23 protein-coding genes are annotated in these 24,117 nt (G+C 73.9%); 5 read left to right on the top strand and 18 right to left on the bottom strand.

Translation table 11 applies throughout. From position 1 onward, the window contains the following. Positions 1–109: 109 nt before the first annotated feature. The 10 genes from AB0J53_RS13255 to AB0J53_RS13210 all read right to left on the bottom strand — a co-directional run bounded on the left by AB0J53_RS13255 (position 110) and on the right by AB0J53_RS13210 (position 13,876). Entirely contained in the window at positions 110–2,641 is a 2,532-nt protein-coding gene (locus tag AB0J53_RS13255) for a sensor histidine kinase KdpD (protein ID WP_364171690.1), read from the bottom strand. Next, positions 2,638–3,468 (bottom strand): potassium-transporting ATPase subunit C, encoded by an 831-nt coding sequence (locus AB0J53_RS13250; protein WP_364171688.1) that lies wholly within the window; start codon positions 3,466–3,468, stop codon positions 2,638–2,640. The genes AB0J53_RS13255 and AB0J53_RS13250 overlap by 4 nt, the downstream gene beginning before the upstream one ends. Beyond that, the gene (gene kdpB / locus AB0J53_RS13245; protein WP_364171686.1) at positions 3,469–5,499 is read right to left on the bottom strand and encodes a potassium-transporting ATPase subunit KdpB; all 2,031 of its coding nucleotides are present in this window, start codon (positions 5,497–5,499) and stop codon (positions 3,469–3,471) included. 1 nt (position 5,500) lies between these two features. Next, positions 5,501–7,162 carry a potassium-transporting ATPase subunit KdpA gene (kdpA, locus tag AB0J53_RS13240; RefSeq protein ID WP_364171684.1) on the bottom strand — a complete coding sequence of 554 codons (1,662 nt, stop codon included), beginning with the start codon at positions 7,160–7,162 and terminating at the stop codon, positions 5,501–5,503. Continuing rightward, complete coding sequence (locus AB0J53_RS13235; protein ID WP_219517942.1) at positions 7,162–7,251, bottom strand: K(+)-transporting ATPase subunit F; 90 nt, start codon at positions 7,249–7,251, stop codon at positions 7,162–7,164. The genes kdpA and AB0J53_RS13235 overlap by 1 nt, the downstream gene beginning before the upstream one ends. A gap of 230 nt (positions 7,252–7,481) precedes the next feature. Further along, positions 7,482–8,162 carry a hypothetical protein gene (locus tag AB0J53_RS13230; RefSeq protein WP_364171682.1) on the bottom strand — a complete coding sequence of 227 codons (681 nt, stop codon included), beginning with the start codon at positions 8,160–8,162 and terminating at the stop codon, positions 7,482–7,484. 16 nt (positions 8,163–8,178) lie between these two features. Then, entirely contained in the window at positions 8,179–10,893 is a 2,715-nt protein-coding gene (locus AB0J53_RS13225; RefSeq protein ID WP_364171680.1) for an ATP-binding cassette domain-containing protein, read from the bottom strand. Then, positions 10,890–12,086, bottom strand: coding sequence for an OmpA family protein (locus AB0J53_RS13220; RefSeq protein WP_364171678.1), 1,197 nt, complete (start codon positions 12,084–12,086; stop codon positions 10,890–10,892). Before AB0J53_RS13220 ends, AB0J53_RS13225 begins: the two co-directional genes overlap by 4 nt. 22 nt (positions 12,087–12,108) lie before the next feature. Next, positions 12,109–13,233 (bottom strand): hypothetical protein, encoded by a 1,125-nt coding sequence (locus AB0J53_RS13215; RefSeq protein ID WP_364171676.1) that lies wholly within the window; start codon positions 13,231–13,233, stop codon positions 12,109–12,111. Then, entirely contained in the window at positions 13,214–13,876 is a 663-nt protein-coding gene (locus AB0J53_RS13210; protein ID WP_219518427.1) for a hypothetical protein, read from the bottom strand. Before AB0J53_RS13210 ends, AB0J53_RS13215 begins: the two co-directional genes overlap by 20 nt. Positions 13,877–14,204: 328 nt before the next feature. On the opposite strand from AB0J53_RS13210, the gene AB0J53_RS13205 reads away from it, so the two are divergent. Next, positions 14,205–14,996, top strand: coding sequence for an IclR family transcriptional regulator (locus AB0J53_RS13205; protein ID WP_364171674.1), 792 nt, complete (start codon positions 14,205–14,207; stop codon positions 14,994–14,996). Between the two features lie 104 nt (positions 14,997–15,100). On the opposite strand, the gene AB0J53_RS13200 is transcribed toward AB0J53_RS13205, so the two are convergent. The 5 genes from AB0J53_RS13200 to AB0J53_RS13180 form a co-directional block, all read right to left on the bottom strand. Further along, positions 15,101–16,324 (bottom strand): DUF6596 domain-containing protein, encoded by a 1,224-nt coding sequence (locus AB0J53_RS13200; RefSeq protein WP_364171671.1) that lies wholly within the window; start codon positions 16,322–16,324, stop codon positions 15,101–15,103. Then, positions 16,321–16,656, bottom strand: coding sequence for a YciI family protein (locus AB0J53_RS13195; RefSeq protein WP_364171669.1), 336 nt, complete (start codon positions 16,654–16,656; stop codon positions 16,321–16,323). Before AB0J53_RS13195 ends, AB0J53_RS13200 begins: the two co-directional genes overlap by 4 nt. A gap of 78 nt (positions 16,657–16,734) precedes the next feature. Next, positions 16,735–17,445 carry a TetR/AcrR family transcriptional regulator gene (locus AB0J53_RS13190; RefSeq protein WP_364171667.1) on the bottom strand — a complete coding sequence of 237 codons (711 nt, stop codon included), beginning with the start codon at positions 17,443–17,445 and terminating at the stop codon, positions 16,735–16,737. A 58-nt stretch (positions 17,446–17,503) separates the two neighbouring features. Then, positions 17,504–18,454 carry a zinc-binding dehydrogenase gene (locus tag AB0J53_RS13185; protein WP_364171665.1) on the bottom strand — a complete coding sequence of 317 codons (951 nt, stop codon included), beginning with the start codon at positions 18,452–18,454 and terminating at the stop codon, positions 17,504–17,506. A 3-nt stretch (positions 18,455–18,457) separates the two neighbouring features. Continuing rightward, the gene (locus tag AB0J53_RS13180) at positions 18,458–18,859 is read right to left on the bottom strand and encodes a helix-turn-helix domain-containing protein (protein WP_364171663.1); all 402 of its coding nucleotides are present in this window, start codon (positions 18,857–18,859) and stop codon (positions 18,458–18,460) included. A gap of 114 nt (positions 18,860–18,973) precedes the next feature. On the opposite strand from AB0J53_RS13180, the gene AB0J53_RS13175 reads away from it, so the two are divergent. Further along, complete coding sequence (locus AB0J53_RS13175) at positions 18,974–19,873, top strand: NADP-dependent oxidoreductase (RefSeq protein ID WP_364171661.1); 900 nt, start codon at positions 18,974–18,976, stop codon at positions 19,871–19,873. Positions 19,874–19,876: 3 nt separating this feature from the next. Here AB0J53_RS13175 and AB0J53_RS13170 read toward each other — a convergent pair whose 3' ends face one another. Together AB0J53_RS13170 and AB0J53_RS13165 are read right to left on the bottom strand one after the other, a co-directional pair. Continuing rightward, entirely contained in the window at positions 19,877–20,911 is a 1,035-nt protein-coding gene (locus AB0J53_RS13170) for a hypothetical protein (RefSeq protein WP_364171659.1), read from the bottom strand. Next, the gene (locus tag AB0J53_RS13165; protein ID WP_219518402.1) at positions 20,908–21,297 is read right to left on the bottom strand and encodes a GntR family transcriptional regulator; all 390 of its coding nucleotides are present in this window, start codon (positions 21,295–21,297) and stop codon (positions 20,908–20,910) included. Before AB0J53_RS13165 ends, AB0J53_RS13170 begins: the two co-directional genes overlap by 4 nt. 57 nt (positions 21,298–21,354) lie before the next feature. Between AB0J53_RS13165 and AB0J53_RS13160 the strand changes: the two genes are divergently transcribed. From AB0J53_RS13160 to AB0J53_RS13150, 3 genes are read left to right on the top strand one after another with little or no spacing between them, the layout of a single operon-like run. After that, the gene (locus AB0J53_RS13160; RefSeq protein WP_364171657.1) at positions 21,355–21,711 is read left to right on the top strand and encodes a hypothetical protein; all 357 of its coding nucleotides are present in this window, start codon (positions 21,355–21,357) and stop codon (positions 21,709–21,711) included. Next, positions 21,708–22,589: an ATP-binding cassette domain-containing protein gene (locus AB0J53_RS13155; protein ID WP_357583401.1), complete on the top strand. Its 882-nt coding sequence runs from the start codon at positions 21,708–21,710 to the stop codon at positions 22,587–22,589. Before AB0J53_RS13160 ends, AB0J53_RS13155 begins: the two co-directional genes overlap by 4 nt. Continuing rightward, the gene (locus AB0J53_RS13150; protein WP_364171655.1) at positions 22,586–23,380 is read left to right on the top strand and encodes an ABC transporter permease; all 795 of its coding nucleotides are present in this window, start codon (positions 22,586–22,588) and stop codon (positions 23,378–23,380) included. Before AB0J53_RS13155 ends, AB0J53_RS13150 begins: the two co-directional genes overlap by 4 nt. Here AB0J53_RS13150 and AB0J53_RS13145 read toward each other — a convergent pair whose 3' ends face one another. Next, a complete protein-coding gene (locus tag AB0J53_RS13145; RefSeq protein WP_364171653.1) occupies positions 23,381–24,016 on the bottom strand; it encodes a helix-turn-helix domain-containing protein in 636 nt (211 codons plus the stop codon). Positions 24,017–24,117 lie beyond the last annotated feature (101 nt).

The following is a 24,117-nucleotide window of genomic DNA, read 5'->3' as shown; positions in this document are numbered from 1 at the left end:
AGGCCAGGCGCTCGTCACGGACGAGAGCCGAAAAGAAGGAACGGGCACCTGTCGCGCCGCGGTGGGGCGCGCCTGGAGTTACTTGGTGAACGAGGCCATGCGCGGGAGGCTAGCAGATGGACAGGGTGACGGTCATGGTCAGGCCGCCTCCCGGCGTCTCCTCCGGTACGAGGGTGCCGCCCATCGCCTCGGTGAGGCCGCGCGAGAGGGCCAGGCCGAGCCCGACGCCGGAGTGGTTGTCGCGGTCGCCGAGCCGCTGGAACGGCTGGAAGACCCGGTCGTGCGCCTCCGGCGGGATGCCGGGGCCCCGGTCGACGACGCGGATCTCGACCCGGTCGCCGTGCCCGCTGGCGGAGACGGTGACGCGCTCTCCCGGCGGGCTGAAGCGTACGGCGTTGGCCATGAGGTTGGCCAGGACGCGCTCCAGCAGGGCCGGGTCGGCGAGGATGTCGGGCAGGTCGGGCGGGAGGTCGGCGTCGACGCGGTCGCGCAGCGGGCCGAGGTCGTCGACGGCTCGCGGGAGGATCTCCTGCACGGCGGTCGGCTGCTGGTGCACGCCGAGGACGCCGGCTTGCAGGCGGCTCATGTCGAGCAGGTTGTCCACCAGGCGGGCGAGCCTGTCGAGGGACTCGCCGGCGGTGGCGAGCAGTTCGGCGCGGTCGGCGTCACTCCAGGCGATCTCGGTGTTGGCCAGGCTCTCGACGGCGGCCTTGGCGGAGGCGAGCGGCGTGCGCAGGTCGTGGCTGACGGCGGCGAGCAGCGCGGTGCGCATCTTGTCGGCCTCGGCGAGCGGGCGGGCCCGTTCGGCGGCCTCCTGGAGGCGTTGCTGGCGCAGCGCGACGGCGGTCTCGGCGGCGAAGGCCTCCAGGACCGCGCGGTCGGCGGCCTCCAGCGGGCCGCCCCGGGCGGCCACGATCAGGTCGTCGTCGACGACCACGTCGGTGTCGGCCCGGCCGGGGCAGGTGGCGGGGGCGCCGCCGGTGGAGGCGACGATGCGCCAGGCGTCCGGGTCGTCCTGGTGGTCGGGCGCGCGGGCGGCGCCGGGCTGCCGTTCGAGCAGGGTGACCGTGGTGAGGCCGAACGCCTCGCGCATCCGTTCCAGCAGCGACGGCACGGCCGCCTCGCCGCGCAGCACGTGCCCGGCCAGCGTGGACAGCAGCTCGGCGTCGGCGCTGGCGCGGGCGGCCTGGCGGGTGCGCCGGGCCGCGATGTCCACGATCGTGCTCACCGCGACGGCCACCAGCACGAACACGGCCAGCGCGAACAGGTTCTCCGGGTCGTGGATGGTGAACTCGCCGGTGGGCGGGGTGAAGAACCAGTTGAGCAGCAGCGATCCGCCCACCGCCGCGGTGATCGCCGGCCACGTGCCGCCGGCCAGCGCGACGCCGACGGTCAGGCAGAGGAAGAACAGGATCTCGCTGGTCAGCGACAGCACGTCGCGGAAGGCCGACAGCGTGAACGTCAGCAGCGGCATCCCGGCCACGGCCAGCGCCCAGCCGGTCAGCTGCCGCGCGCGGGTGAGCGCGGTCCGCAAGCGGACCGGCCTGCGGCGTCCCTTCTTGGCCTCCTCGTGCGTGATCATGTGGACGTCGATGGAGCCGGAGCGGGCGGTGGTCTCGACGCCCACGCCGCGCGAGAGCACCTGCGCGAACCGGCCCCGCCGGGAGGCGCCGAGGACGAGCTGCGTGGCGTTGACGCCGCGGGCGAAGTCGAGCAGCGCGCGCGGCACGTCGTCGCCGACCACCTGGTGGTAGGTGCCGCCCAGGCTCTCGACCAGCGTGCGCTGCCGCGCCAGGCTGGCGGGGTCGGCCCCGGCCAGGCCGTCGGCGCTGGTGACGTGCACGGCCAGCAGGTCGGCGCCCTTGCTGCGGGCGGCGATGCGGGCCGCCCGGCGCACCAGCGTGTCGCCCTCGGGGCCGCCGGTCAGCGCGACGACCACGCGTTCGCGGGTCTCCCACGTGCCGGCGATGCCGTGGTCGGCGCGGTAGCGGTCGAGCTGGTCGTCGACCTTCCCGGCCACCCACAGCAGGGCCAGCTCGCGCAGCGCGGTCAGGTTGCCGACGCGGAAGTAGTTCGCCATCGCCGCGTCGACCTTCTCGGGCGCGTACACGTTGCCGTGGGCCATGCGGCGGCGCAGCGCCTCGGGCGACATGTCGACCAGCTCGACCTGGTCGGCGCGGCGCACCACCTCGTCGGGGACGGTCTCGCGCTGCGGCACGCCGGTGATCTCCCGCACCACGTCGTTGACCGACTCCAGGTGCTGGACGTTCACCGTGGAGACCACGTCGATGCCCGCGTCGAGGATCTCGTCGATGTCCTGCCAGCGCTTGACGTTCCGGGAGCCGGGCACGTTGGTGTGGGCCAGCTCGTCGATCAGCGCCACCTTGGGCGCGCGGGCGATCACGGCCTCGGTGTCCAGCTCGGTGAAGGTGGCGCCCCGGTGCGTCAGCGTCCGGCGCGGGATCACCTCCATGCCCTCCAGGAGGGCGGCGGTGCGGGGGCGGCCGTGGGTCTCGACGAGCCCCACGACCACGTCCCGGCCGCGCTGCAGGGCGCGGCGGCCCTCGCCGAGCATCGCGTACGTCTTGCCCACCCCGGGCGCCGCCCCGAGGTAGACGCGCAGGCGGCCTCGGCTGCTCATGACCGGTCGAGGGCCAGGTTCAGTTCGAGCACGTTCACCGCCGGCTCGCCCATGAAGCCGAGCGCCCGGCCGGTGGTGTGCCGGTCGATGAGCCGTTCGACGGCGGCCCGGTCGAGGCCGCGCTCCCCGGCCACGCGCGCCGCCTGGAGGCGGGCGTAGGCGACGGAGATGTGCGGGTCGAGGCCGGAGCCACTGGCGGTGACCGCGTCGGCGGGCACGGCGGGCGGGCCCGCCGCTCCCCTGACGGGCACGGTACGGCCTGCCGCGTAGTCCTCGCCGGGCGTGGCGCACTCGACCTTCAGCCCCCGGTAGGAGGCGGTGAACGGGGTGGCCGGGCAGGGCTGGTTGACGCTGACGGCGCGGCCGGGGAAGACCTTCAGCACCGCGCCGACCCCGTCCGGCGTGCAGTACGGGCGGGCGCCGCTGACGCCTTCGAGCTCGCCGACGGCCTTGGAGCGGGCGCAGACCTGGGTGAGCAGCGACTGGCGGCCCTCCTCGCCGGGCGTGGGCAGCGTGTCGACGACGTCCTCGGGGCCGAGGTTGCTCGCGCCGGTCGCGGTCGGGTCGTAGCCGGCGGCCGACGGCCTGGACTGGAAGTACTTCCTGACGGGCTCGCCGTCCGGACCGGTGAAGGACTGGCCGATGAGCGCGCTGCCCACCTCCCTGCCCCCGGCCCGCACGATCGAGCCGTCGGCGTGGTCGTCGAACAGCGCCTGGGCGACGCCGGTGGTGACCAGCGGGTAGACCAGGCCGAGCAGCACGGTCAGGACGGCGACCGCCCGGATCGCGGCGACATACCGGCGGAGCCGGCTGGGCAGACGTTCCATTTACGACATCCCCGGAAGGAACTGGACGAGCAGGTCGATGAGCTTGATGCCGGCGAACGGCGCGACGACGCCACCTAGGCCGTAGACGTACAGGTTGCGGCTGAGCAGCTTGGACGCGCTGGACGGACGGTATCGGACGCCCCTGAGAGCCAGCGGGATCAGCGCGACGATGACGAGCGCGTTGAACACCACCGCTGACAGGATCGCCGACTGGGGGCTGGCCAGGCGCATGATGTTGAGCGTGTCGAGGCCCGGGTAGACGGCCGCGAACATCGCCGGGATGATCGCGAAGTACTTCGCCAGGTCGTTGGCGATCGAGAACGTGGTCAGCGCGCCGCGCGTGATGAGCAGTTGCTTGCCGATCTCCACGATCTCGATGAGCTTGGTCGGGTCGGAGTCCAGGTCGACCATGTTGCCGGCCTCTTTGGCCGCGCTGGTGCCGGTGTTCATGGCGACGCCGACGTCCGCCTGGGCCAGGGCGGGGGCGTCGTTGGTGCCGTCGCCGGTCATCGCGACGAGCCGGCCGCCCTCCTGCTCCCGTTTGATCAGCGCCAGCTTGTCCTCGGGGGTGGCCTCGGCCAGGAAGTCGTCCACCCCGGCCTCGTCGGCGATGGCCCTGGCCGTCAGCGGGTTGTCGCCGGTGATCATGACGGTGCGGATGCCCATCCGGCGCATCTCGTCGAACCGCTCGCGCATGCCCGGCTTGACCACGTCCTTGAGGTGGATGACGCCGAGCACCCGGCCCTTCTCGGCCACGACGAGCGGGGTGCCGCCGGAGGCGGAGATGCCGTCCACCAGGTGGCCGACCTCCTCCGTGGGGTGGCCGCCGGCGTCGCGCACCCACTTCATCACCGCCGTGGCGGCGCCCTTGCGGATCTCGCGCCCGCCCACGTCGACACCGGACATCCGGGTCTGCGCGGTGAACCGCACCCATGCGGCGTCGGCCACCTCGCGTTCGCGCAGCCCGTACACCTCCTTGGCGTGCACCACGACGGAACGGCCCTCGGGGGTCTCGTCGGCCAGGCTGGAGAGCTGGGCCGCCTCCGCGAGCTGCTGCTCGGTGACCCCGGAGACGGGGACGAACTCGCCGGCCTGCCGGTTGCCCAGCGTGATCGTGCCGGTCTTGTCCAGCAGCAGCGTGGACACGTCGCCCGCCGCCTCGACCGCCCGGCCGGACATGGCCAGCACGTTGCGCTGCACCAGGCGGTCCATCCCGGCGATGCCGATGGCCGACAGCAGCGCGCCGATCGTGGTCGGGATCAGGCAGACGAGCAGCGAGACCAGCACGATCCCGGTGACGCCGTCGGCGTCCAGCGCGAGCGAGTCGGGCACGCCCGGGTTGACGAGCTTGGCGTACACGGCGAGCGGCTGCATGGTCACGGTGGCGACCAGGAAGATGATCGTCAGCGCGGCGAGCAGGATGTTGAGCGCGATCTCGTTGGGGGTCTTCTGCCGGTTCGCGCCCTCGACCAGGCCGATCATCCGGTCGATGAAGCTCTCGCCGGGCTTCTGGGTGATCCGGACGACGATCCGGTCGGACAGCACCTTCGTGCCGCCGGTCACCGCCGACCGGTCGCCGCCGGACTCGCGGATGACGGGCGCGGACTCGCCGGTGATGGCCGACTCGTCCACCGAGGCGACGCCCTCGACCACGTCGCCGTCACCGGGGATGATCTCCCCGGCCTCGACCACGACGAGGTCGCCCTGGCGCAGCTCGGGGGCGCCGACCTCGGTCCACTCGCCGGACTCGCGGCTCGTCAGGCGGCGCGCCCGGGTGTCGGTCCTGGCTTTGCGCAGCGTGGCGGCCTGGGCCTTGCCGCGTCCCTCGGCGACGGCCTCGGCCAGGTTCGCGAAGATCACGGTCAGCCACAGCCACGCCACGATCGCCCAGGCGAACACCGACGGGTCGAGCACGGCCAGCACGGTGGTGAACGCCGCGCCGATCTCCACGATGAGCATCACCGGGTTGCGCCACAGCGTGGCGGGGTTGAGTTTCTTCAGCGCGTCAGGCAATGACGCGAGTGGTGACATGTCAGGACAGTCCTTCTGCGAGCGGGCCGAGCGCGAGCGCCGGGAGGAAGGTGAGGGCGACCAGGACGACGGTCACGCCGACGACCAGGCCGACGAACTGCGGCCGGTGCGTCGGCAGCGTGCCCGCGCCCTCGGGGACGGACGACTGCCGGGCCAGCGAGCCGGCCAGCGCCAGCACCAGGATGATCGGCAGGAACCGGCCGAGGATCATGCACAGGCCGAGCGCCACGTCGTACCAGGGCGTGCTGACCGTGAGGCCGGCGAAGGCCGAGCCGTTGTTGTTGGAGGCGCTGGTGAAGGCGTACAGGACCTCGGTGAGGCCGTGCGGGCCGCTGTTGAGCATGCCCGCGCGCTGTTCGGCCGAGCCCATCGCCAGCGCGGTGCCGGTCAGCACCAGCATCGGGGTGACCAGGAAGTACAGCGAGGCGAGCTTGATCTCACGGGCGCCGATCTTCTTGCCGAGATACTCGGGCGTGCGGCCGACCATCAGCCCGGCCACGAACACGGTGATCACCGCCAGCACGAGCATCCCGTACAGGCCCGCGCCGACGCCGCCCGGGGCGACCTCGCCGAGCATCATGTTGACCAGCGGCATCATCCCGCCCAGCGGCGTGTAGGAGTCGTGGAAGGAGTTGACCGCGCCGGTGCTCGTGAGGGTCGTCGCCGCGGCGAAGGTCGCCGAGCCGGAGACGCCGAAGCGCAGCTCCTTGCCCTCCAGCGCCGCCCCGGCCGCCTGCGGGACCGTCGCGTCGCCGCTCAGCTCGAACACGTTGGTGAGCACGACGCCGGCCAGCGCGAGCACGCCCATCACCGCGAGGATCGCCCGGCCCTGCCGGAGCTGGCCCACCATCCTGCCGAACGTGCGCGGCAGCGCGAACGGGATGAGCAGGATCAGGAAGATCTCGAACCAGTTCGTCCAGCTCGTCGCGTTCTCGAACGGGTGGGAGGAGTTGGCGTTGTAGAAGCCGCCGCCGTTCGTGCCCAGCTCCTTGATGACCTCCTGGGAGGCGACCGGGCCGCCGGTGATGTGCTGTACGCCGCCGGTCAGCGTCGTCACCTCGTGCGGGGCGGCGAAGTTCTGCACCAGGCCGCCCGCGACCAGCACCAGCGCGCCGGCGAACGCGATCGGCAGCAGGATGCGCACGCAGCCGCGCACCAGGTCGACCCAGAAGTTGCCGATTGTCTCGGCCTTGCGGCGGGCGAACCCGCGCACCAGCGCGACCGCCACCGCCATGCCGACGGACGCCGACACGAAGTTCTGCACCGCCAGGGCCGCCATCTGGACCAGGTGGCCCATCGTGGACTCGCCCGAGTACGCCTGCCAGTTCGTGTTCGTGACGAAGCTGACCGCGGTGTTCCAGGCGATGTGGTCGGTGACGGGCTCCATGCCCAGGCTCAGCGGCAGTCTGTCCTGGAGGCGCTGCAACCCGTACACGACGAGCAGGGAGACCAGCGAGAACGCGAGCAGGCTGCGCGCGTAGACCGCCCAGCCCTGCTCGGCGTCGGCGCGCACCCCGAGCAGCCGGTAGAGGACCCGCTCGGCGGCGTTGTGCCTGACGCCGGTGTAGACGCGGTGCATGTAGTCGCCGAGCGGCCGGTGCACCAGGGCCAGCGCGACGACGAGGGAGACGACGAAGAGCGCCCCCGCGGCTGTCGCGCTCATCAGAACCGCTCCGGGAACAGCAGGGCCATGACCATGAAGGCGACCAGGACCACGACGACCCCGAGACCGATGGCGTTGATCGCGCTCACAGGCGCTCCACCGCCCGCACCACAAGCCCGAAGACCACGAAGATCGCGATCGTCAGGGCGACGAAGACGACGTCGGCCATCCCTGCTCCTCAACTCCGGTTGCTGTGTCAACCGCTCGGGAAGAGCGGTTCACGACCCAGCAAAATCCCGAAATAGAGCGATTCGGCCGATCTTGACGACTTCTGTACGCCCAGCGCGGGTTTATTGACGCGATCCGTACGCCCCCGGCGTCAGGGCTTCCACGTGGTGAACGCGATCTCCAGCTCGACCGGCTCGTACGAGACCCGCATGACGGTCACCAGCGCCACGTGCTTCTCCGTCGTCTCGGCGCAGACCTTGGCGCCCTGCCCCAGATCCTCCAGGCCGAGCTCCGGCCGCCGGTACTTCTGGTGCGCGAGCAGGTTCGCGCAGTCGGCGGCGGAGGCGGCGGTCGCCGGGGCGATCACGTAGCGGGCCGTCGAGTCGGAGCCGTGGACGTGGTCGTCCTCCAGGATGACCTCGGCCGGGCCGCCCTCCCTGGCGGGACCCACCAGGATGTCGGAGCCGCCGTGGCCGGGCTTGCCCGTGTCGAGGTCCACCTTGTCGCCGTCGTTGCACACCATCGTCCACGAGCACGGCCGCAGCACGTAGCCGTCGCTGGCCGCGACCACCGCCGGCTGCGTGGCCGCCGCCGACGGCGCGGGCGTGCCGGACGCCGTGGTGGCCAGGGCGGAGGCCACCAGCGGCCACAGCGCGGCGAACATCGACACGATTCCGGCGAGCCAGCCGCACCGCTCCGTCCAGGTCCAGAACGGCGACTCCTGGCCGCCGCCCCCGCCGGAGGCGGCGCGCCGCTTGACCGCGCGGCGGATGGCGAGGATCAGCGCTCCGGCCGCCACGCAGACGATCAGCCAGATGCCCGTCCACAACATGGATGCTTGTCTCCCGTCAGTGACTCTTGGTGAGGCGCCGGGACAGCCAGAACGTGGCCCCGGCGAAACAGGCGAACGTCACGACCCCGAGCGCGGCCAGGTCGAACAGCCACTGGTCGAGGTCGTGCCGCCACAGCGCGTCGGCCGGGGTGCCGGGCGCGCCCAGCTCGCGCAGGCCGAGCGAGGACGCCGCGGCCGCCAGCCCCCAGCGGTCGGGCAGGAGCGCGGCCACGGTGGTGAGCAGCGTATTGCCGGACAGGTCGGCTGTGACGCCGTTCAGCGCGATTTGCGCGATCGAGGTGGCGGTCACCAGGGCGACGGCCTGCTCCAGCCGCCGGGCCGCCACCGAGATGAGCAGGCCCAGCGACATCGACGCCACGGTCAGCGCCGCCAGGTTCACGGCCAGCTCCACCGCCGGGCCGAACACCAGCGAGTGCGCGGGCCCGGTTCTCACCTGGAGGAACACCACGGTGATCAGCACCGCCTGCGCCACGGCGACCACCGCGTGGACGAGCCAGCGCGACAGCATCACGGCCAGGGCCGGCGTCCCGGTGCGGCGCTCCCTGCGGATGATCGGGTAGTCCGCGACGATCTCGCTGTAGGTGAGCGCCTGGCCGCTGAGCACGCAGAGCGTGGTCAGCAGGCTCAGCGCCGTCGGCGCAGCCACGCCGCCGAGCCCCGACTCCCCCGCCACGAGCCCGGCCAGGGCCGCCGACCCGGCGGCGATCAGCAGCGGCATCAGCGCCACCGCCGCCCGGCGCGCCCACTCGGCCGCCTTCCGGTCGTCGTCCCCCCGGTTGCGCGACGCGCCGCGTGCGACCAGCAACGCGACCTGCCGCAGCACGAGCACCACGAGCTGCCGCGCGAACGTCCGCACCGCCCGCCGCCGCGGCCGCACCCCGCCCGGACGCCCGGCGGGCTCGCGGCGGGCGGCCCGGGTCGCCTCCGCTTCCGCCTCGGCGGCCGCCGTGCCGGTGGCGTAGCGCTGGGCGGCGGGCAGCGGGTCGTCGGCGAGCGACCTCATCAGGTCGGCGTAACCGGCCGCTCCGAGAGCGGGCCTGACCTGCTCAGGCGGCCCCGAGTAGACCGGCCGCCCGTCGCGGACGACGACGAGGACCTGACCGGCCCGGTCCAGGTGCTCGGTCGCGTGGGTGATCACGATGACCGTGTTGCCGTCCTCGGCGTAGTCCCGCAGCAGCGTCATCAGCTCGCGGTCCATCCCCAGGTCGAGCCCGGAGGTGGGCTCGTCGAGCATGAGCAGCCTCGGCCGGGTGAGCAGCTCCAGCGCGATGGAGACGCGCCGCCGCTGCCCGCCGGAGAGCGTGGAGACGAGCTGGTCGATCTGCTCGCCGAGCCCGAGCCTGGCGCACACCTCGGTGACGCGCCGCTCGCGCTCCGGCCGCCGCCACGGGCTGCGCAGCCAGGTGGAGTATGCCAGCAGCCGCCGTACGGTGAGCGTCTGGTAGAGCTCGATCTCCTGCGGCACGAAGCCGAGCTGGTCGCGGATCTGCCGGGCATGGGTCCTGAGGTCGAGGCCGAGGAAGAACAGCTCGCCCCGTTCGGTCTCCAGCTCGCCGAGCAGCGCCGCGAACAGCGAGCTCTTGCCCGCCCCGGACGGGCCGAGAATGGCGAGCAGGGTGTCGTCCCGCTGCACGAACGACATGTTCGTCAGGCGTGACTTGGCCCCGCTCTTGGCGTACACGCCGGAGACGACGAGCGCGCAGCCGCCCAGCGGCCGGTCCGACAGGCCGGTCCCGTCGGCGCTGATGCGGTAGCGGTGGTCGGCGAAGTCGAAGCAGTCGCCGGGCCCGAGCGTCGCCGACCTGACCGGCTGCCCGGCGATGAACGGCCCGTGCCCGTACCCGTGGTCCGTCAGCCGGAACAGCGCCCCCTCGCGGCGCAGCGTGAAGTGGCGCGGGGCGGCCGAGACCGCGTCGAGGACCACGTCGGCGGCCGGGTCGGAGCCGAACACCGTGACGTCGCCGAGCGGGATCGACGGCGGCGGCTCCTCGGCGGGCGGCTCCTCCTCAGGCTGGGGGCCCGAGGTCCGGCGCGGCGCCCGGCGAGGGGGCGGCGGGCCGAGGACCGCCCAGCCGGGGATCTCCGGCGCGGGCGAGCTGAGCACGTCGTTGACCCACGCCCCGTACGGGTGGGTGCGCGCCAGCCGCCGCCGGTAACCGGCGAGCCTGCGCTGCGTGTGCTCGTGGACGCGCCGGACGCGGGCCGAGGCCGCGCGCAGGAGCCCGTCGGCATCCTGGGAGGCGGCGGCGATCCGGCCGTCGAGCGTGGCGAGCTCCGCCTGGGCGTCGCGGGCGGCCGCCCGCGCGGCGCGGACCCGCCTGCCCTGCTCGCGCAGCCGCCGGATGACGACGACGCGCTCGTCGCGGCCGTCCTCGCCGAGGCGGCGGCGGGTCCGCTCCTCGTCGGGCAGGGGCGCGGAGACGGCGGCCAGCCGCTCCTCGGCCCGTGCCGCCTGCTCCTCGGCCTGCGGCTTCAGCGACGCGGCCACGGCCCGGCGGGCCAGGATCCCGGCGCGCACGGCCTCGTAGCGGAGCCGTTCGTGCTCGAAGGCGTCCTGCGCCCGCCGGATCAGGGCGTCGCGGTGCGGGGTGGTGACCGGGCGGTCCGGCTCGCCGCCCGCCACGGGTGAGGGGATCTCGGCCCGGCCGTCGCGCCAGCCGTGGTACCAGTCGGTCGCGCGGGCGAGCGGGCCGTATCGGATCGGCGTCATGTGGCCGGGCAGGCGAGGCGGACGACGACCTTGCGGTTGCGGGCGGCCGGGCCGGGCAGCAGCGTGCCGTCGGGGGCGAGGTCGTCGGCGCGGCCCCGCAACTGCTCGCCCCGGCCCTCGGTGGCGATGTCCGCGTCGGGGACGCCGAGCGCGACGAGCTCGCGCTTGACCGCTTCCGCACGCTCGCGCGAGAGGCGAAGGTTGTCGGCCTTGCCGCCCTCGGCCGAGGTGCTGCCGGTGAGCCGGACCTTCAGCCGGTCCTTGCCGATGGTGGCGGCCAGGTTGGCGAGCGTCTTCCTGGCCTCGGCGGGCTCCCGGAAGGTCGCCGTCCCCTGCTCGAAGCCGACATGGTTGCCCTCGCTCAGCTCCGCCTCACCGCAGGCGGTGAACGTGGTGGGCACGGCGGGCGGCACGACGACGGTGACGGCGGGGGTGTCCGTGGCGGCCTTGTGGTGGTTCGGCCTGGCGTCCACGGCGACGCAGGCGGCCCCGCCGGCCCGCGCGATCTCGCGCCAGATGGCCACGATGTTGCGGCGCAGCCCAGGGTGCGGCTCGGGCTGCGGCGTCGCGGTGTAGCCGAGCCCGGACAGCAGCACCGTACGCCCCGTCAGGTCCGGCAGGAGCTTCTTGTCCCGCAGGTACGCGACCACCTGGGCCGGCTCGGCGTCGATCACCTCGCGGAAGTCGAGAGGCGCCACGGTCTGCAGCCCCGGGTCGACGAGCACGACGCTGCCGCCGGGCCCGGTGGCGTCCGCCGCGAGCGAGAGCGCGGTGAGCACGTCCACCTCGGGGGCCTTGGCCCGGGCGCCGGCGCCGAGAGTCCGCTCGACCTCGGTGAGGTAGGCGTTGACGTCGTCCTCCAGGGCGACGTCGTTGCCCGCGTCGCTGGCGAACTCGGTGTCGAAGACCACCTCCGGGGTGCCGTCGAGGCGGATCACGGAGATGTCGTGGCCCGCCTTGGCGGTGCGCCGCATCAGGTCGACGACCTCGGACCTGATCGCGGGCTCCGGGGCGTTCGCGTGCGCGCCCACGGCGAGCGCGAGCGGGCCGCCGCCGGGCAGCTCGCAGCCGAGCGAGGCCGCCGCGTTCCCCGAGCTGCCCTCGCTTCCCGGGCTGCCCGAGCTGCCCGAGCAGGCGGTGAGCGTGAGGCCGGCGAGCAGGGCGGCGGCGATACGGGTGATGGATGCAGGCATCGGTGTCTTCCGTGAACGGGCTCTACTGCCAGGCGTAGGGCCGCAGGTCGGGTTCGAGGATGGCGTCGGTGACGGCCGGGTCCTGGGCGTGCTGTGCGATCAGCACCCTGGCCAGCTGCTTGAGCCGTTCGGCGAGGGCCAGCCGGACCTGGAGCGCGTGCAGCAGCCGCTGCCGCGCGGCCATGAGCTGGTTGGCGTGCGCGGAACGGGCCGCCTCGGCCAGCGCGAGCTCGCGGGCCGCCGCCGCGGCCGCCCCGAGCGCCTGCCGGTGTACGCGCGCCGCCCTGCCGTACGCCGACCGGAGCGGGTTGTGCGTGAGATACGCGCCGACGGCCGCGACGATGCCGGTGCCGACGAAGAACGCGAGGAAGAACAGCGCGGGCATCAGCGCGCCGCCGTCGTCCGGCGGGGCCTCGGCGCCGAACGCCGGGCGTCGCGCGGTGATCGTGAGGCGGGCCAGGAAGGCGGCGGCCCCGAACGCGGCCCACCCCAGGACGCAGAGCACGGCCAGCGGCAGGCTGACCCCCGCCGAACCGGCCCGGATGTCGCGGAACATGCACCCGGCGGCATGCGCCAGATAGATCACGATCGCGGTGAATCCGACCACGACCGCCGAGGTGACGACGTCGCCCTCACCGCGCATGAGCAGCTTCACCACCTCCAGGAACGCCGCCCAGTCGGCCGCCACCGCCGCCGCGAGCGCCGCCGCGTGCAGCAGCAGCGGCCCCAGCGGCCGGCCCGCCATCAGCGCCGGGTCCGCGTGGCCCCGGGCGCCCCAGCCGGCCTCCCCGCCGGGGGACAGCCGCGACCGGGCCGCGTCCAGGGCCGCGCGGGCGTCCGCCAGCCGCTCGCGGGCGTCCTCCTCGGCGGGGCGGCTCCCGGCCACCGCCGCGTCGGCCACGCCCAGCCGGGTGGTCGCCTCCGCGCAGTAGGCCGCGTACTCGGCCTGGACCTCCTGCTCCCAGCGCGCCGACATGGCGTTGACCAGGTTGTCGAGCGAATGCCCTGTGGCCTCGTCCACCCCGCCGGGGGCCAGCCCCTCCACCAGGGACGTGATCTCGGCGCGCGCGGCCTCCTCGTCGACGTCCGGGGGGACGAACGGGCCGGGTTCGGGCGCGCCCGCGCGCCTAGGGCGCCATCGTGCCATCCGGGACCTCTCCTCCTCGTGTACGTACATGTCCGTTCACCCACGGGCGGCGCTCGTGCGCGTCCGTCTGCGGGTGGTCGTGCGCCTGCGGCTCGGGACGGTCCTCCTCGGCCCAGGCGGGCAGTTCGGGGGCGAGCAGGTCCAGGCGCGCGTTCAGCTCGGGGCCGCGCGGGTGCGTGCGGACGAGCTGTTGCAGGTACGCCGCCACGCGCCGGCTGGTGAACTCGTGGATGCGCCGGACCCGCGCCCGGTTGCCCGCCTCCGCACGGGCGAGCTCCTGCGTGACCGCCTCCACCTCGCGGACCGCCGCGGCGAGCCGGCTCTCGGCCGCCGCCCAGACGGTCTCGGCGGCGGCGCACCGCCTGGCGTGGTCGGCCTGCCGCCGCGCCCGTACCAGGGAGCCGGGCCGCCCGTCCCTGATGGTCTCCGCGAGCCGCCGCTCGTCCGGGTCCGGGACCCAGGTGCGGGCCTCCACCCAGGCCAGCCGGGCGACGCGGGCCGTGTGCTCGGCCGCCTGCCGCCGTTCGCGGGCCTCGGCCAGCCTCGCGCGCAGGGCGCCGGAGCGGGCGAGCCAGGCACCGCGCTCGTGGTCGATCTGGTCGCGGGCGAGATGACGCAGGTATTCGATTTTCGGCGTGACCACGACGGCCTTTTCGGCTTCACCGATAGCCGGAATACGGCGGCGCCCGTCCCGGAATCCCTGATAGGCGTCCCACAACCGGAGTAAGAACCCGTAACGGATCGGCTTGGCAGGCGGATCCGCCCATTCCCCCATCCGGAACCTCCCGCCAGATAATTCCCAAATAGGGCATATGGCCCGATCGGGTGAAAAGCAACTTCACGTATACGTGTGGAACACTATGCGTGATACGCGAGCCGCACATGAAGTACGATCCCGCCCAGCGGGAAACGCACTGGCCCACCTGGGACGATGCGGATCAGGACGCGAATCGGGACTGAGTGGAGACTCAATGACGGGGAACGGCAAGGGCCCCCGGACGTCGGCCGCGGGCAAGGCCATGTCAATCTTCCGGGCCTTCACCGGCGACCAGCTCGAACTGACGCTGAGAGAAGTCTGCGACCGCACGAACATGACGTCGAGCACCGCCCACCGCTGGCTGCAGGACCTCGTGGCCCACGGCGCGCTCGTCCAGTCGCCGTCGGGGCGATATTCGCTGAGCAAACTCATGTGGGAGATCGGCACCCGTTGCCCGCGCGCCTCCATCATGCGCGAGGTCGCCATGCCGTTCCTGCAGAACCTTTATCACATCACCCGAGGACACGTGCTGCTCGCGATGCCCGCCGGTGACGAGGCGCTGCTGGTGGAAAGGCTTTCCAAGAGCCTTCCCGTCAAACCGGTCGGCCGCGTGGGCGGACGCCTCCCGCTGCACGCCACCGGCGTCGGGAAAGCCATTCTCGCCTATTCACCGGCGGACGTGCGGAAAAGAATTCTCAGCCGGAACTTGACCGCTTACACCTGTCACACGATCACCTCTCCGCAGCGTTTGCGAGAGGATTTGGCCGGTATTCGCGAACGCGGTTACGCCACCTGTCACCAGGAACGCCAATTGGGCGTCGACTCCTACGCGTTCCCCGTTTTCGAGTACGGCACGGAAAGCGTCGTCGTGGCCGCCGTCTCGGTGCTCGTGGAGGTGCGGTCGCGCGAGCCCGACGGTCTGCTCGACGCGCTCCGGCCCGCGGCGCTCCAGATCTCCCGCGCCCTGCGCAAACTCCCCCTCCACCACCCCTTCGACGGCCTCTGACCACCGCCTTCCGGAGTGACCCCGCCGGTCAGGAGGAGTGCCCTGCGGCGCGGTTGAGGAGCGCGCGGCCCCACCGACTCCGCCCCCGGGAATGACCCCGCCGGTCAGGGGGAGTGTTCGGCGGCGCGGTCGAGGAGGGCGCGGCGTTCCGGGTCGCTGTGGGCGACGGCCGCCGCCCGGCGGAACAGGTCGGCGGCGCGGGCGTGGTCGCCGTTCCGGGCGGTGAGGTCGGCCTCCGCGGCGAGCGCGAGCGGGTGGTCGTCGAGCGCGCCGCCCTCCCGGGCCAGGGCCAGCAGCGCGAGCCCGGCCTGCGGTCCGTGCGCGTAGCCGTGCGCGACGGCGCGGTTGAGCTCGACCACGGGCGTGGAGCGCAGCCGGGACAGCGCGTCGTAGCAGCGGGCGATCTCCGCCCACTCCGTGGCGGAGGCCGTCGGCGCGGTGGCGTGGCAGGCGGCGACGCGCGCCTGCAACCCGTACGGGCCGTCCTGGTCGGCGTCGGCCAGCGCGGCCAGCCCCTCGGCGATCGCGGCCCGGTCCCAGCGGGTCCGGTCCTGCCGTTCCAGGGGGACGAGGCGGCCATCAGCGTCGCGGCGGGCGGCGCGGCGGGAGTGTTGCAGGAGGAAGAGCGCCAGCAGCGCCGGCACCTCGCGCCGCCCCGGCATGAGCCGGCGCAGCAGCCGGGCGAGCCGGATCGCCTCGTCGGCGAACGCGGGGTCGCCGTCGGCGTTGTAGCCCTGCGTGAACAGCAGGTAGAGCACGGCCAGGACGCCGGGCAGCCGCTCGTCCAGCGCCGGGCCGCTCGGCACCCGGTACGGGATCCCCGCGTCGGCGATCTTCGTCTTGGCCCTGGTCAGGCGGCGGGTCATCGCCGATTCTGTGACCAGGAAGGCCCGGGCGAGGTCCGCGGTCGGCACCGCGCAGACGGTCCGCAGCGTCAGCGCCACGCGCGACTCCAGGGCCAGGGCCGGATGGCAGCACGTGAAGACGAGCCTCAGCCGGTCGTCCACGACCTCCTCCTTCCCGCCGTCGCCCGGGCCGGTCTCGTCCGGTGCGAGCGCGGCCAGCTCCGCCAGCTTGCGGCGTTCGACGGTGGCGCGGCGCAGCGCGTCGATCGCGCGGTTGCGCGCCACCGTCATGAGCCAGCCGCCGGGATTGTCGGGTGTGCCCTCCTGTGGCCACCGCTGCACGGCCTGGGCCAGCGCTTCCTGGGCGCAGTCCTCGGCCAGGGTCCAGTCGCCGGTGACGCGGATCAGCGTGGCGACGATGCGCCCGTAGGCGTCGGCGGCCACCTCCTCAAGGCGATCCAGGCGGCCCAGGCGGCCCGTCACTGCTCGAATTCGGCGAACGGCCGCAGCTCCAGCCGTCCGGCGCGGGCCATCGGGTGCGTGCGGGCGACCTCGATCGCCTCGTCCAGGTCGGCGCATTCGAGCAGGTCGAAGCCCACGATCACCTCTTTGGTCTCGGCGAACGGGCCGTCGCTGAGGATGAGCTCGCCGGCGCGGACCCGGACGGTGGTCGCCGCGCTCTCCGGGGCCAGCACCGCACCCCGTACGCGCCTGCCGCGGGCGTCGTTCTCCGCCACCCAGACGTCGACGTCGGGCCAGTCGGACCGGTCGGTGTCGGGCTCGGCGTCACTGCAGACGAACATCATGTACTTCATCGTGCGCTCCTTCGGTCGTGCGTTCACCAGGGTGACGAACGGGGGCGCCGCTTCCGGACAGGTGGGCCGGGAAAATCTTCAGCCGCCCGGGTGGTCGAGGGCGAGCATGCCCGCCAGGTCGCGCAGGCACTCCTCGAAGACGGGCTCCAGGTCGGTGTAGGCGAAGTCGAGCTGGTGCAGGACTTCCATGCACAGCAGCCCGTACAGCCTGATCCAGCACGACAGGAAGACGTGGACGGCCTCCGGCGGGAGCGCGCCGCCGATGCCTTCGGAGAAGGCGGTGAGCTGGTCGCGCAGCGAGCCGGGCAGGTCGGCGGGCACCGGGAACGGGCGCGTCCGCCACAGCTCGACGGTCAGGTCGAGCAGGACCTGCTCGAAGCGGGTCGCGGCCTGGTGGCGGACGGAGTCGCGGCGCAGGTTGGGCGGGGCGATCGGGCTGGCGAAGATCCAGCCGAACTCGGCGGGGTGGCCGACCGCCCAGGCGCGCATGGCGCGGCAGGCGGCGATCAGGCGGACGGCGACCGGCTCGCCCGCGTGGGCGTCGCGGGCCTGCTCCATCGCGGCGGCCAGCTCGCGGAAGAAGCCCGCGGTCACCGCGCCGACCAGCTCGTCGTGGCTGGCGTAGTAGTGGTAGAGGGCGGGGCCGCTCATGCCGATCTCGCGGGCCACCGCATTGATGGTCACCGCGGCCGTGCCCTGCTCGACCAGCAGTTTGCGCGCGGCCTCGTGGATCTCGTCGAGGGTGGCCTGGCGCAGCCTCTCCCGCCGGCTGGTGGTGGGTGTGGACATCGTCACCTTCCTCAGGGGAGCCGCCCCAGTCTATGGCATCTATGTTTCCTTAACGGCTCTAAGCCACGGTCAGCAGGGTCTTGCCGGTCGTGGCGCGGGCCTCGATCGCCCGGTGCGCCTCGGCGGCCCCGTCCAGCGGGTAGGTCTGGCCGATGACCGGGCGCAGCCGCCCGGCCGCGGCGTGGGCCAGCGCCTCCTCGGCGAGGGCGCGGATCTCGGCCGGGGTGGGCACGCCGCGCGGGACGACGGTCACGTGGGCGGCCGGCTCGGTCCAGGAGCCTGACGCCATGCCGTACAGGCAGGCCCGGCCGCCGGGCCGCACGGCCTGCATGCCCCGCGTGCCGATCTCGCCGCCGACCCCGTCGAAGACCACGTCGACGCCGCCGCCGGACCGCTCCGCGACGGCGCGCTCCCAGCCCGGCTCGGAGTAGTCCACGTAGGCGTGCGCGCCCAGCGAGGTCACCAGTCCGGCCTTGCCCGGCCCCCGGGCCGCGCCGATCACCTTGGCCCCGGCGGCCGCCGCGAGCTGGACCAGCAGGCTGCCGACGCCGCCGCCGGCCGCCTCGACCAGCACCCACTCGCCCGACCGCACCTCGGCCTGCCGGTGGACGAGCACCGCCGTCCTGCCGTCGGCCAGCAGCGCCACCGCGTCACGCAGCGACACGCCCGCCGGGACCTGGGTGAGGTCGTCGGCGCGTGCCACGGCGAGCTCCGCGTAGCCGCCGGTGCCGCCCGTCGTGGTCACCACGGTCGTGCCGGCCAGCGCGGGGTCGGCCTGCGGGCCGACGGACAGCACCCGCCCGCCCACGCCGTTGCCGGGGACGCGCGGCAGCTCGGGCGCCGACCCGGCCGCGGGCCCGGTGCCCGCCCGCACCTGCGTCTCGACGAACGTGATGCTCGCGTACGCGACGGCCACCAGCACCTGGCCGGGCCCCGGCACCGGGTCGGGGACCTCGCGGACGCGCAGCACCTCCGGCCCGCCCAGCCGGTCCATCACCACAGCGCGCATGGCCTACTCCTCCGCGTCGTACTGTTCGCGAGCCGCTCTGACCTGGTCGATATGGGTTTCGGCCCATTCTTTCACCGCGACGATCAAGCCGCTCAGGCTGGCCCCGAGCTCGGTGAGCCGGTAGTCCACGCGCACCGGGACCGCCGGGGTCACCGTGCGCGCGACCAGGCCGTCACGCTCCAGGGAGCGCAGCGTCTGGGTGAGCATCTTCTGGCTCACGCCGGGGATCTTGCGGCCCAGGTCGCTGTAGCGCATCGCGCCCTGCTCGCGCAGCGCGCTGAGGATCAGGCTCACCCACTTGTCGCTGATGCGGTCGAGCAGCTGGCTGGTCGGGCAGTCCTTGAGGTAGGCGTCGTACGCGACACGCTCGTCGGCGCGGCGTTCGGCGGCCGTCCGGGTTGCCATGGCGCACCTCCGGGTCCCGTACGCACTTGCGGGTGCGTACTTACCGAAAGAGAGTAACACCCCCTACGTTCGCAGCAGGCGGACAGACCGTCACTGCGAACAGGGGAGCAACACATGCGTGCGGCAATCGTGAAGTCCTTCGGCGGGCCGGAAGCCGTGGAGATCGTCGAGGTGCCGGTGCCCGAGCCCGGCCCCGGCCAGGTCCGCGTCAAGGTCGCCGCCGCCGCGCTGAACCCGGTCGACGCCGGGGTGCGCGCCGGCGCCTTCGGCGACGCGGGGCCGGTCGGGCTCGGCTGGGACCTGGCCGGGACGGTCGACGCCGTGGGCACGGGAGTCACCGGGCCCGCCGTCGGCGACGCGGTCGTGGGTCTCGTCTACGGGCCGGTCAAGCCGCTCGGCTCGCACGCCGAGTACGTGGTGCTGGACGCGGGCGCGGTGGCCGCCGCGCCCCGGTCGGCCGACAGCGCGCACGCCGCGACGCTGCCGCTCAACGGGCTGGCCGCGGCCCAGGCCGTGGACCTGCTGGCGCTCGAACGTGGGGCCTCCGTGCTCGTCACCGGCGCGGCCGGCGGCCTGGGCGGTTACGCCGTGGCGCTGGCCCGGATCGCCGGGCACCGGGTCACCGCGATGGCCTCCCCTGCCGACGAAGACCTGGTGCGCTCGTTCGGCGCCGACGACTTCCTGCCCCGCTCCGCGACGGACGACCCGGCCGCGTCGTTCGACGGGGTGGTGGACGCCGCGGTGATCGGGGCGCCAGCGCTGGCCTTCGTCCGGGACGGGGGCGCGTACGCCGGCGTGATTCCCGGGGCGCAGCCCGGCGGGGTGCGCGGGATCCGGACCGGCGCGATCGAGGTGCGCCCCGACGGCGCGCGTCTGGCGGAGCTCGTCAGGCTGGCCGACGAGGGCCGCCTGCGGCTGCGGGTGGCCGCGACGTACCCGCTGGCGCAGGTCCGGGACGCGCACGCCCGTCTGGACCGCGGCGGCCTGCGCGGCAGGCTGGTCCTGGTGCCCTGAGCACTACAGGAAGCCGCGCTTCTCGGGCAGGTCGATGACGCCCGACAGCGCGAGCACGCCGCCCACGACGAGGACGGCGGCCAGCACGCCGAGCAGCACCCAGGCCACCGGGTGCCCCAGGTTGAGCGTCCAGGAGGACGAGCTGACGCGGGCGTGCACGAGCAGGGCGGGGTCGCGGCGGTTGGCGTAGACGGTGCCGGCCAGGTGCCAGTGGCGGTTGTCGTCGCGCTGCCCGAGCCCGGAGTCCTCCTGCTCCTCGCCGGGCAGCGCGGGCAGGCGGTGCCCGGCCTGGCCGACCCGCGTCTCCCAGATCACCCACCCGGCCAGCAGCGCGGCGAGCGGCAGGTACGTGGCCACCTGCCAGACGGGCGTGCCGGGGACGAACCCCCACAGGCGCAGCGCCCCGGCGAACAGCGTCAGGTTGAGACAGGCGGCCGACAGCAGCGTCATGGTGGCGACGCCGCGCAGGTAGACGCGGTAGCGGCGGGCCGAGCCCCGGGGCCTGGCGGCGTCGAGGTCGGGCCGGGCCCGCAGCACGACGATCGTCACCAGCGGCACGAGGAGCGTGACCGCGAGCTGGTGGAGCACCGGCTCCAAGGTCGCGGCCCCGCCGATCCGGCCGACGGCGGCGGTGAGCAGCAGGACGGCCACGGCGGGCAGGCCCCACAGCCAGGGCACGCGGACCGGGTCGGTGCGGAACGTGGTGTCCACGGTCAGGCCCGCGCGCCGCCCGGCCGCCCACGCCCCGGCCTGCGCGGCGGCCCGGATCCGGTGGTGGGCCAGCCCGAACAGCAGCAGGTGGACGACGGCCACCGCCGTGCAGACCGCCTCCGCCCATCCCGTCAGGAACAGGACCGGGACGGCGAGCAGCGACACCGCCACGACCGCGCGGTTGTAGCGGCGGCGCTCGGTGACGACGACGGGATCACCCGCCCGCTCCACGGGCACCCGCACGCCGAACGGCAGCATGGGCCTGGGGAGCGCCGGGAGCGCCAGGGTCAGGCAGGTGATCAGGACGAGGCCGGCGAGCGCGATCATGGCGCGCCCCCGAAGCCGTCGAGCAGTGCCGCGCACCGGCGCAGCACGTCCTCCCGGTCGAGGCCGTGGACCGTGGCCTCGGCCAGCAGCACACGCATGCGTTCCTCCCATTCGTCGGTGAAGGGGGCCTCGGGCGGCCCGCTGTCGGGGTCGCGGCGCACGACGGCGCCGCTCTTGCGGTTGATCCGGATCACGCCCTGCTGTCGCAGCAGGTCGTACGCCTTGTTCACGGTGTGGAAGTTGATGCCGAAGTCGGCGGCGAGCTGGCGCGTGGAGGGCAGCGGGTCGCCCTCCTTGGCTTCCCGGCCGGCGATGGCCTCCACGATCCGGTCCCGGATCTGCTGGTAGATCGGGACCTCGCTGTCGAGGTCGAGGATCAGGTGCACACCCACACTCTATCTGATATACAACTAATAGAACAGATAGAGCGAGGAGGACAGATCATGATCCAGGCCCACCTTCACGAGGACACGCTGGTCGTGCGCTTCAGCCCCTGGGCACGGCTGTTCACCAGGACCGCCGTCGTCAGCGTCCCGCTGGCGGCCATCGCCGGGGCACACCGACTCGACCGGCCGCTCGCGGCCGCCCGGGGCACGCACTTCGGCCTGCTCGTCAGCGGCTTCGTCAAGATCGGCACGTGGACGTCGTCCGACGGCGTCAAGCGCCTGGTCGCGGCCCGCCACGACGTCCCCGGGCTGCGCATCGCCCTCACGGACCGGGTGGCCGGCCACGACGAGCTGATCCTCAGCCTGCCGGACGCCGACGACCTGCTGCGGCGCCTGACGGCGGTGACGGCGTGAACATCGAGGTCCGCGGCCTGACCAAGACGTACGGGACGGTGACCGCCGTCAGCGACCTGAGCTTCGACGTGCCGCCCGGCGCCGTCACCGCCTTCCTCGGGCCCAACGGCGCCGGCAAGACCACCACGATGCGGATGATGCTCGGCCTGGTCACGCCGACCGCCGGCACCGCCCTGTTCGGCGGCAGGCGCTACGCCGACCTGCCCGCGCCGTCCGCGACCGTCGGCGCCGCACTCGACGGCGCCGGCTTCCACCCGGCGCACACCGCCCGCGACCACCTGCGGGTCTACGCCCGCATGGGCCGGTACGGCACGGCGCGGGCCGACCGGGTCGCGGAACTGACCGGGGTGTCGGCGTTCGCCGGCCGCCTCACCCGCGCCCTGTCGACCGGCATGCGCCAGCGACTCAACCTGGCCACCGCGCTGCTCGGCGACCCCCGGGTGCTGCTGCTCGACGAGCCGGGCAACGGCCTCGACCCCGAGGGCACCGCCTGGCTGCGCCGGTTCCTGCGCGAGCTGGCCGCCGAGGGCCGCACCGTGCTGGTCTCCAGCCACGTGCTCGGCGAGGTCGAGCACCTGGCCGACCACGCCGTGGTGATCCGCCAGGGGCGGCTGGTCAGCACCGGGCCCATCGGCGAGCTGTACGGCCCGGCCACGGTGCTGGTGCGCTCCCCGGAGGCCGAGCGGCTGGCGCGCGGGCTGGCGGGCGACGGGGTCCTGGTGGAGCCCGGACCGCCCGGCGCGCTGCGCGTCCACGGCCTGGACGCCGCCGAGGTGGCCGCCGCGGCGACCGCTCTGGGCGTCGCGCTGCACGAGATCACATCCGAACGCCCCACCCTCGAACAGGCGTTCCTGCACCTCACCGGAGGCTCCCGATGACCGCGCTGCTGTCGGCCGAATGGACCCGCCTGGCCGCCACCAGGCTCTGGCTGTGGGGGCTGCTGGCCGCGCTGGCCAGCGGCGGGCTGGTCGGCCTGCTCGCACTGGTCGGCCCGGAGAACTTCAACCCGCCGATGCCCGGCCTCGACACCGAGCAGGGCACCCGCGTGCTGCTCGGCCTGCTCGGCTTCACCGTGTTCGCCCCGGCGCTGCTCGGCACCGTGGCCGTGGCCGCCGAGCACCGGCACCGCACGATCACCACCTCGACACTGTTCGCGCCCCGGCGGTGGACCTGGCTCGCCGCCAAGCTGGCCGTCTACACCGGCGCGGGGCTGGTCTACGGCATGGCCGCCTCGGCGGTCGCGGGCGGCGCGCTGTTCGGCGCGGCCGCGCTCAAGGGCGTCACGCTCGGCCTGCCCGCCTCGACGGTGCTCGCCCTGCTGGGCCGCATCGCGCTGACCATGGCCGTCTACACGCTGCTCGGCGTCGCCGTGGGCGCCCTGCTGCGCAACCAGGTGGCCGCGCTGGCCGTCGTGGGCGCGTACTTCTACATGATCGAGACGACGCTGATGCTCATCCCGGGCGTCAAGCTGATCTATCCGTGGCTGCCGGGCGGGGCCACCTCCGCGCTGACCGGCTTCACCTACCTGGCCGACGCGGTCGCCGACCAGACGGGCGGCTCCGCCACCGCGCTGCTGTCCGCGCCGGCGGGCGGCGCCGTGCTGGTCGGCTACGCCCTGGTCGCGATCGCCATCGCGGTCGCCGCGCCGCTGCGGCGCGACGTCGCGTAGCTACGGCAGCAGCCCGCCGACGAGCGCGCGCAGCCCCCGGTCGTAGGTGTCCTTCGCCGTCAGCTCCTCCCAGCGCCGCCCCACCTCCGCGAGCCGGGGGAACTCCTCCGCGTCCAGCTCGGCGAACACCCGCTCCCGGTAGGTGCTCCCGCCCTGGGCGCGCCGCCTGCGCGCCGCCGCCCGCCCGCCGAGCTCCCCCGCCGTGTAGTGCCAGATGATCCGGTACGCGTCCACGGCCGACTCCGTCGTCAGCCCGGCTTCCACGGCGGCGTCGATGATCTGCTCCGGATACCACAGCGCGCCCACGGACAGCAGGTCGTCCGCCCGCAGCACGTCCACGATCCACGGGCAGCCGGACAGCGCCTCGCGCATCGCCGTCGCCACGGCCACCACGCGCTCGCGCGGCTCCTCCGGCAGCTCCGCGGGCCTGGGGCGGCTCGCCGCGTAGTCGTCGAGCAGCAGCAGGAGCAGCTCCTCCTTGTCGCGCACGTGGTGGTAGAGGGCCATCGCGGTGCTGCCTACCTCGCGGGCCAGGCGGCGCATGGTCAGGCTCTCGACGCCGTCCTCCTCGATGACCCGGTGGGCGGCGGCCACGATGTCGGCCCTGGAGATCTTCGGCGGCCGTCCGGTACGCATGCCGCCATGCTACTTTCTATACACATATAGAAACTCGTGGGCTTCCTTGGCGGCGCTGGGCGCGATGACCGTCGAGCACGTCGCGCCCGCCAGGACCGCCC

Source organism: Nonomuraea sp. NPDC049725 (assembly GCF_040674795.1).
GTDB lineage: Bacteria > Actinomycetota > Actinomycetes > Streptosporangiales > Streptosporangiaceae > Nonomuraea > Nonomuraea ceibae.
This window is presented reverse-complemented; position numbering and strand designations above follow the sequence as displayed.

What these genes read in the sequence shown, in the direction of transcription:
- AB0J53_RS13190 (WP_364171667.1), bottom strand. Translation starts at nt 17,445, where the DNA reads ATGTCCACACCCACCACCAGCCGGCGGGAGAGGCTGCGCCAGGCCACC.
- AB0J53_RS13145 (WP_364171653.1), bottom strand. Translation starts at nt 24,016, where the DNA reads ATGCGTACCGGACGGCCGCCGAAGATCTCCAGGGCCGACATCGTGGCC.
- AB0J53_RS13255 (WP_364171690.1), bottom strand. Translation starts at nt 2,641, where the DNA reads ATGAGCAGCCGAGGCCGCCTGCGCGTCTACCTCGGGGCGGCGCCCGGG.
- kdpA (WP_364171684.1), bottom strand. Translation starts at nt 7,162, where the DNA reads ATGAGCGCGACAGCCGCGGGGGCGCTCTTCGTCGTCTCCCTCGTCGTC.
- AB0J53_RS13185 (WP_364171665.1), bottom strand. Translation starts at nt 18,454, where the DNA reads ATGCGCGCTGTGGTGATGGACCGGCTGGGCGGGCCGGAGGTGCTGCGC.
- AB0J53_RS13250 (WP_364171688.1), bottom strand. Translation starts at nt 3,468, where the DNA reads ATGGAACGTCTGCCCAGCCGGCTCCGCCGGTATGTCGCCGCGATCCGG.
- AB0J53_RS13150 (WP_364171655.1), top strand. Translation starts at nt 22,586, where the DNA reads ATGACCGCGCTGCTGTCGGCCGAATGGACCCGCCTGGCCGCCACCAGG.
- AB0J53_RS13175 (WP_364171661.1), top strand. Translation starts at nt 18,974, where the DNA reads ATGCGTGCGGCAATCGTGAAGTCCTTCGGCGGGCCGGAAGCCGTGGAG.
- AB0J53_RS13215 (WP_364171676.1), bottom strand. Translation starts at nt 13,233, where the DNA reads ATGGCACGATGGCGCCCTAGGCGCGCGGGCGCGCCCGAACCCGGCCCG.
- AB0J53_RS13205 (WP_364171674.1), top strand. Translation starts at nt 14,205, where the DNA reads ATGACGGGGAACGGCAAGGGCCCCCGGACGTCGGCCGCGGGCAAGGCC.
- AB0J53_RS13195 (WP_364171669.1), bottom strand. Translation starts at nt 16,656, where the DNA reads ATGAAGTACATGATGTTCGTCTGCAGTGACGCCGAGCCCGACACCGAC.
- AB0J53_RS13170 (WP_364171659.1), bottom strand. Translation starts at nt 20,911, where the DNA reads ATGATCGCGCTCGCCGGCCTCGTCCTGATCACCTGCCTGACCCTGGCG.
- AB0J53_RS13160 (WP_364171657.1), top strand. Translation starts at nt 21,355, where the DNA reads ATGATCCAGGCCCACCTTCACGAGGACACGCTGGTCGTGCGCTTCAGC.
- AB0J53_RS13180 (WP_364171663.1), bottom strand. Translation starts at nt 18,859, where the DNA reads ATGGCAACCCGGACGGCCGCCGAACGCCGCGCCGACGAGCGTGTCGCG.
- AB0J53_RS13220 (WP_364171678.1), bottom strand. Translation starts at nt 12,086, where the DNA reads ATGCCTGCATCCATCACCCGTATCGCCGCCGCCCTGCTCGCCGGCCTC.
- AB0J53_RS13230 (WP_364171682.1), bottom strand. Translation starts at nt 8,162, where the DNA reads ATGTTGTGGACGGGCATCTGGCTGATCGTCTGCGTGGCGGCCGGAGCG.
- kdpB (WP_364171686.1), bottom strand. Translation starts at nt 5,499, where the DNA reads ATGTCACCACTCGCGTCATTGCCTGACGCGCTGAAGAAACTCAACCCC.
- AB0J53_RS13225 (WP_364171680.1), bottom strand. Translation starts at nt 10,893, where the DNA reads ATGACGCCGATCCGATACGGCCCGCTCGCCCGCGCGACCGACTGGTAC.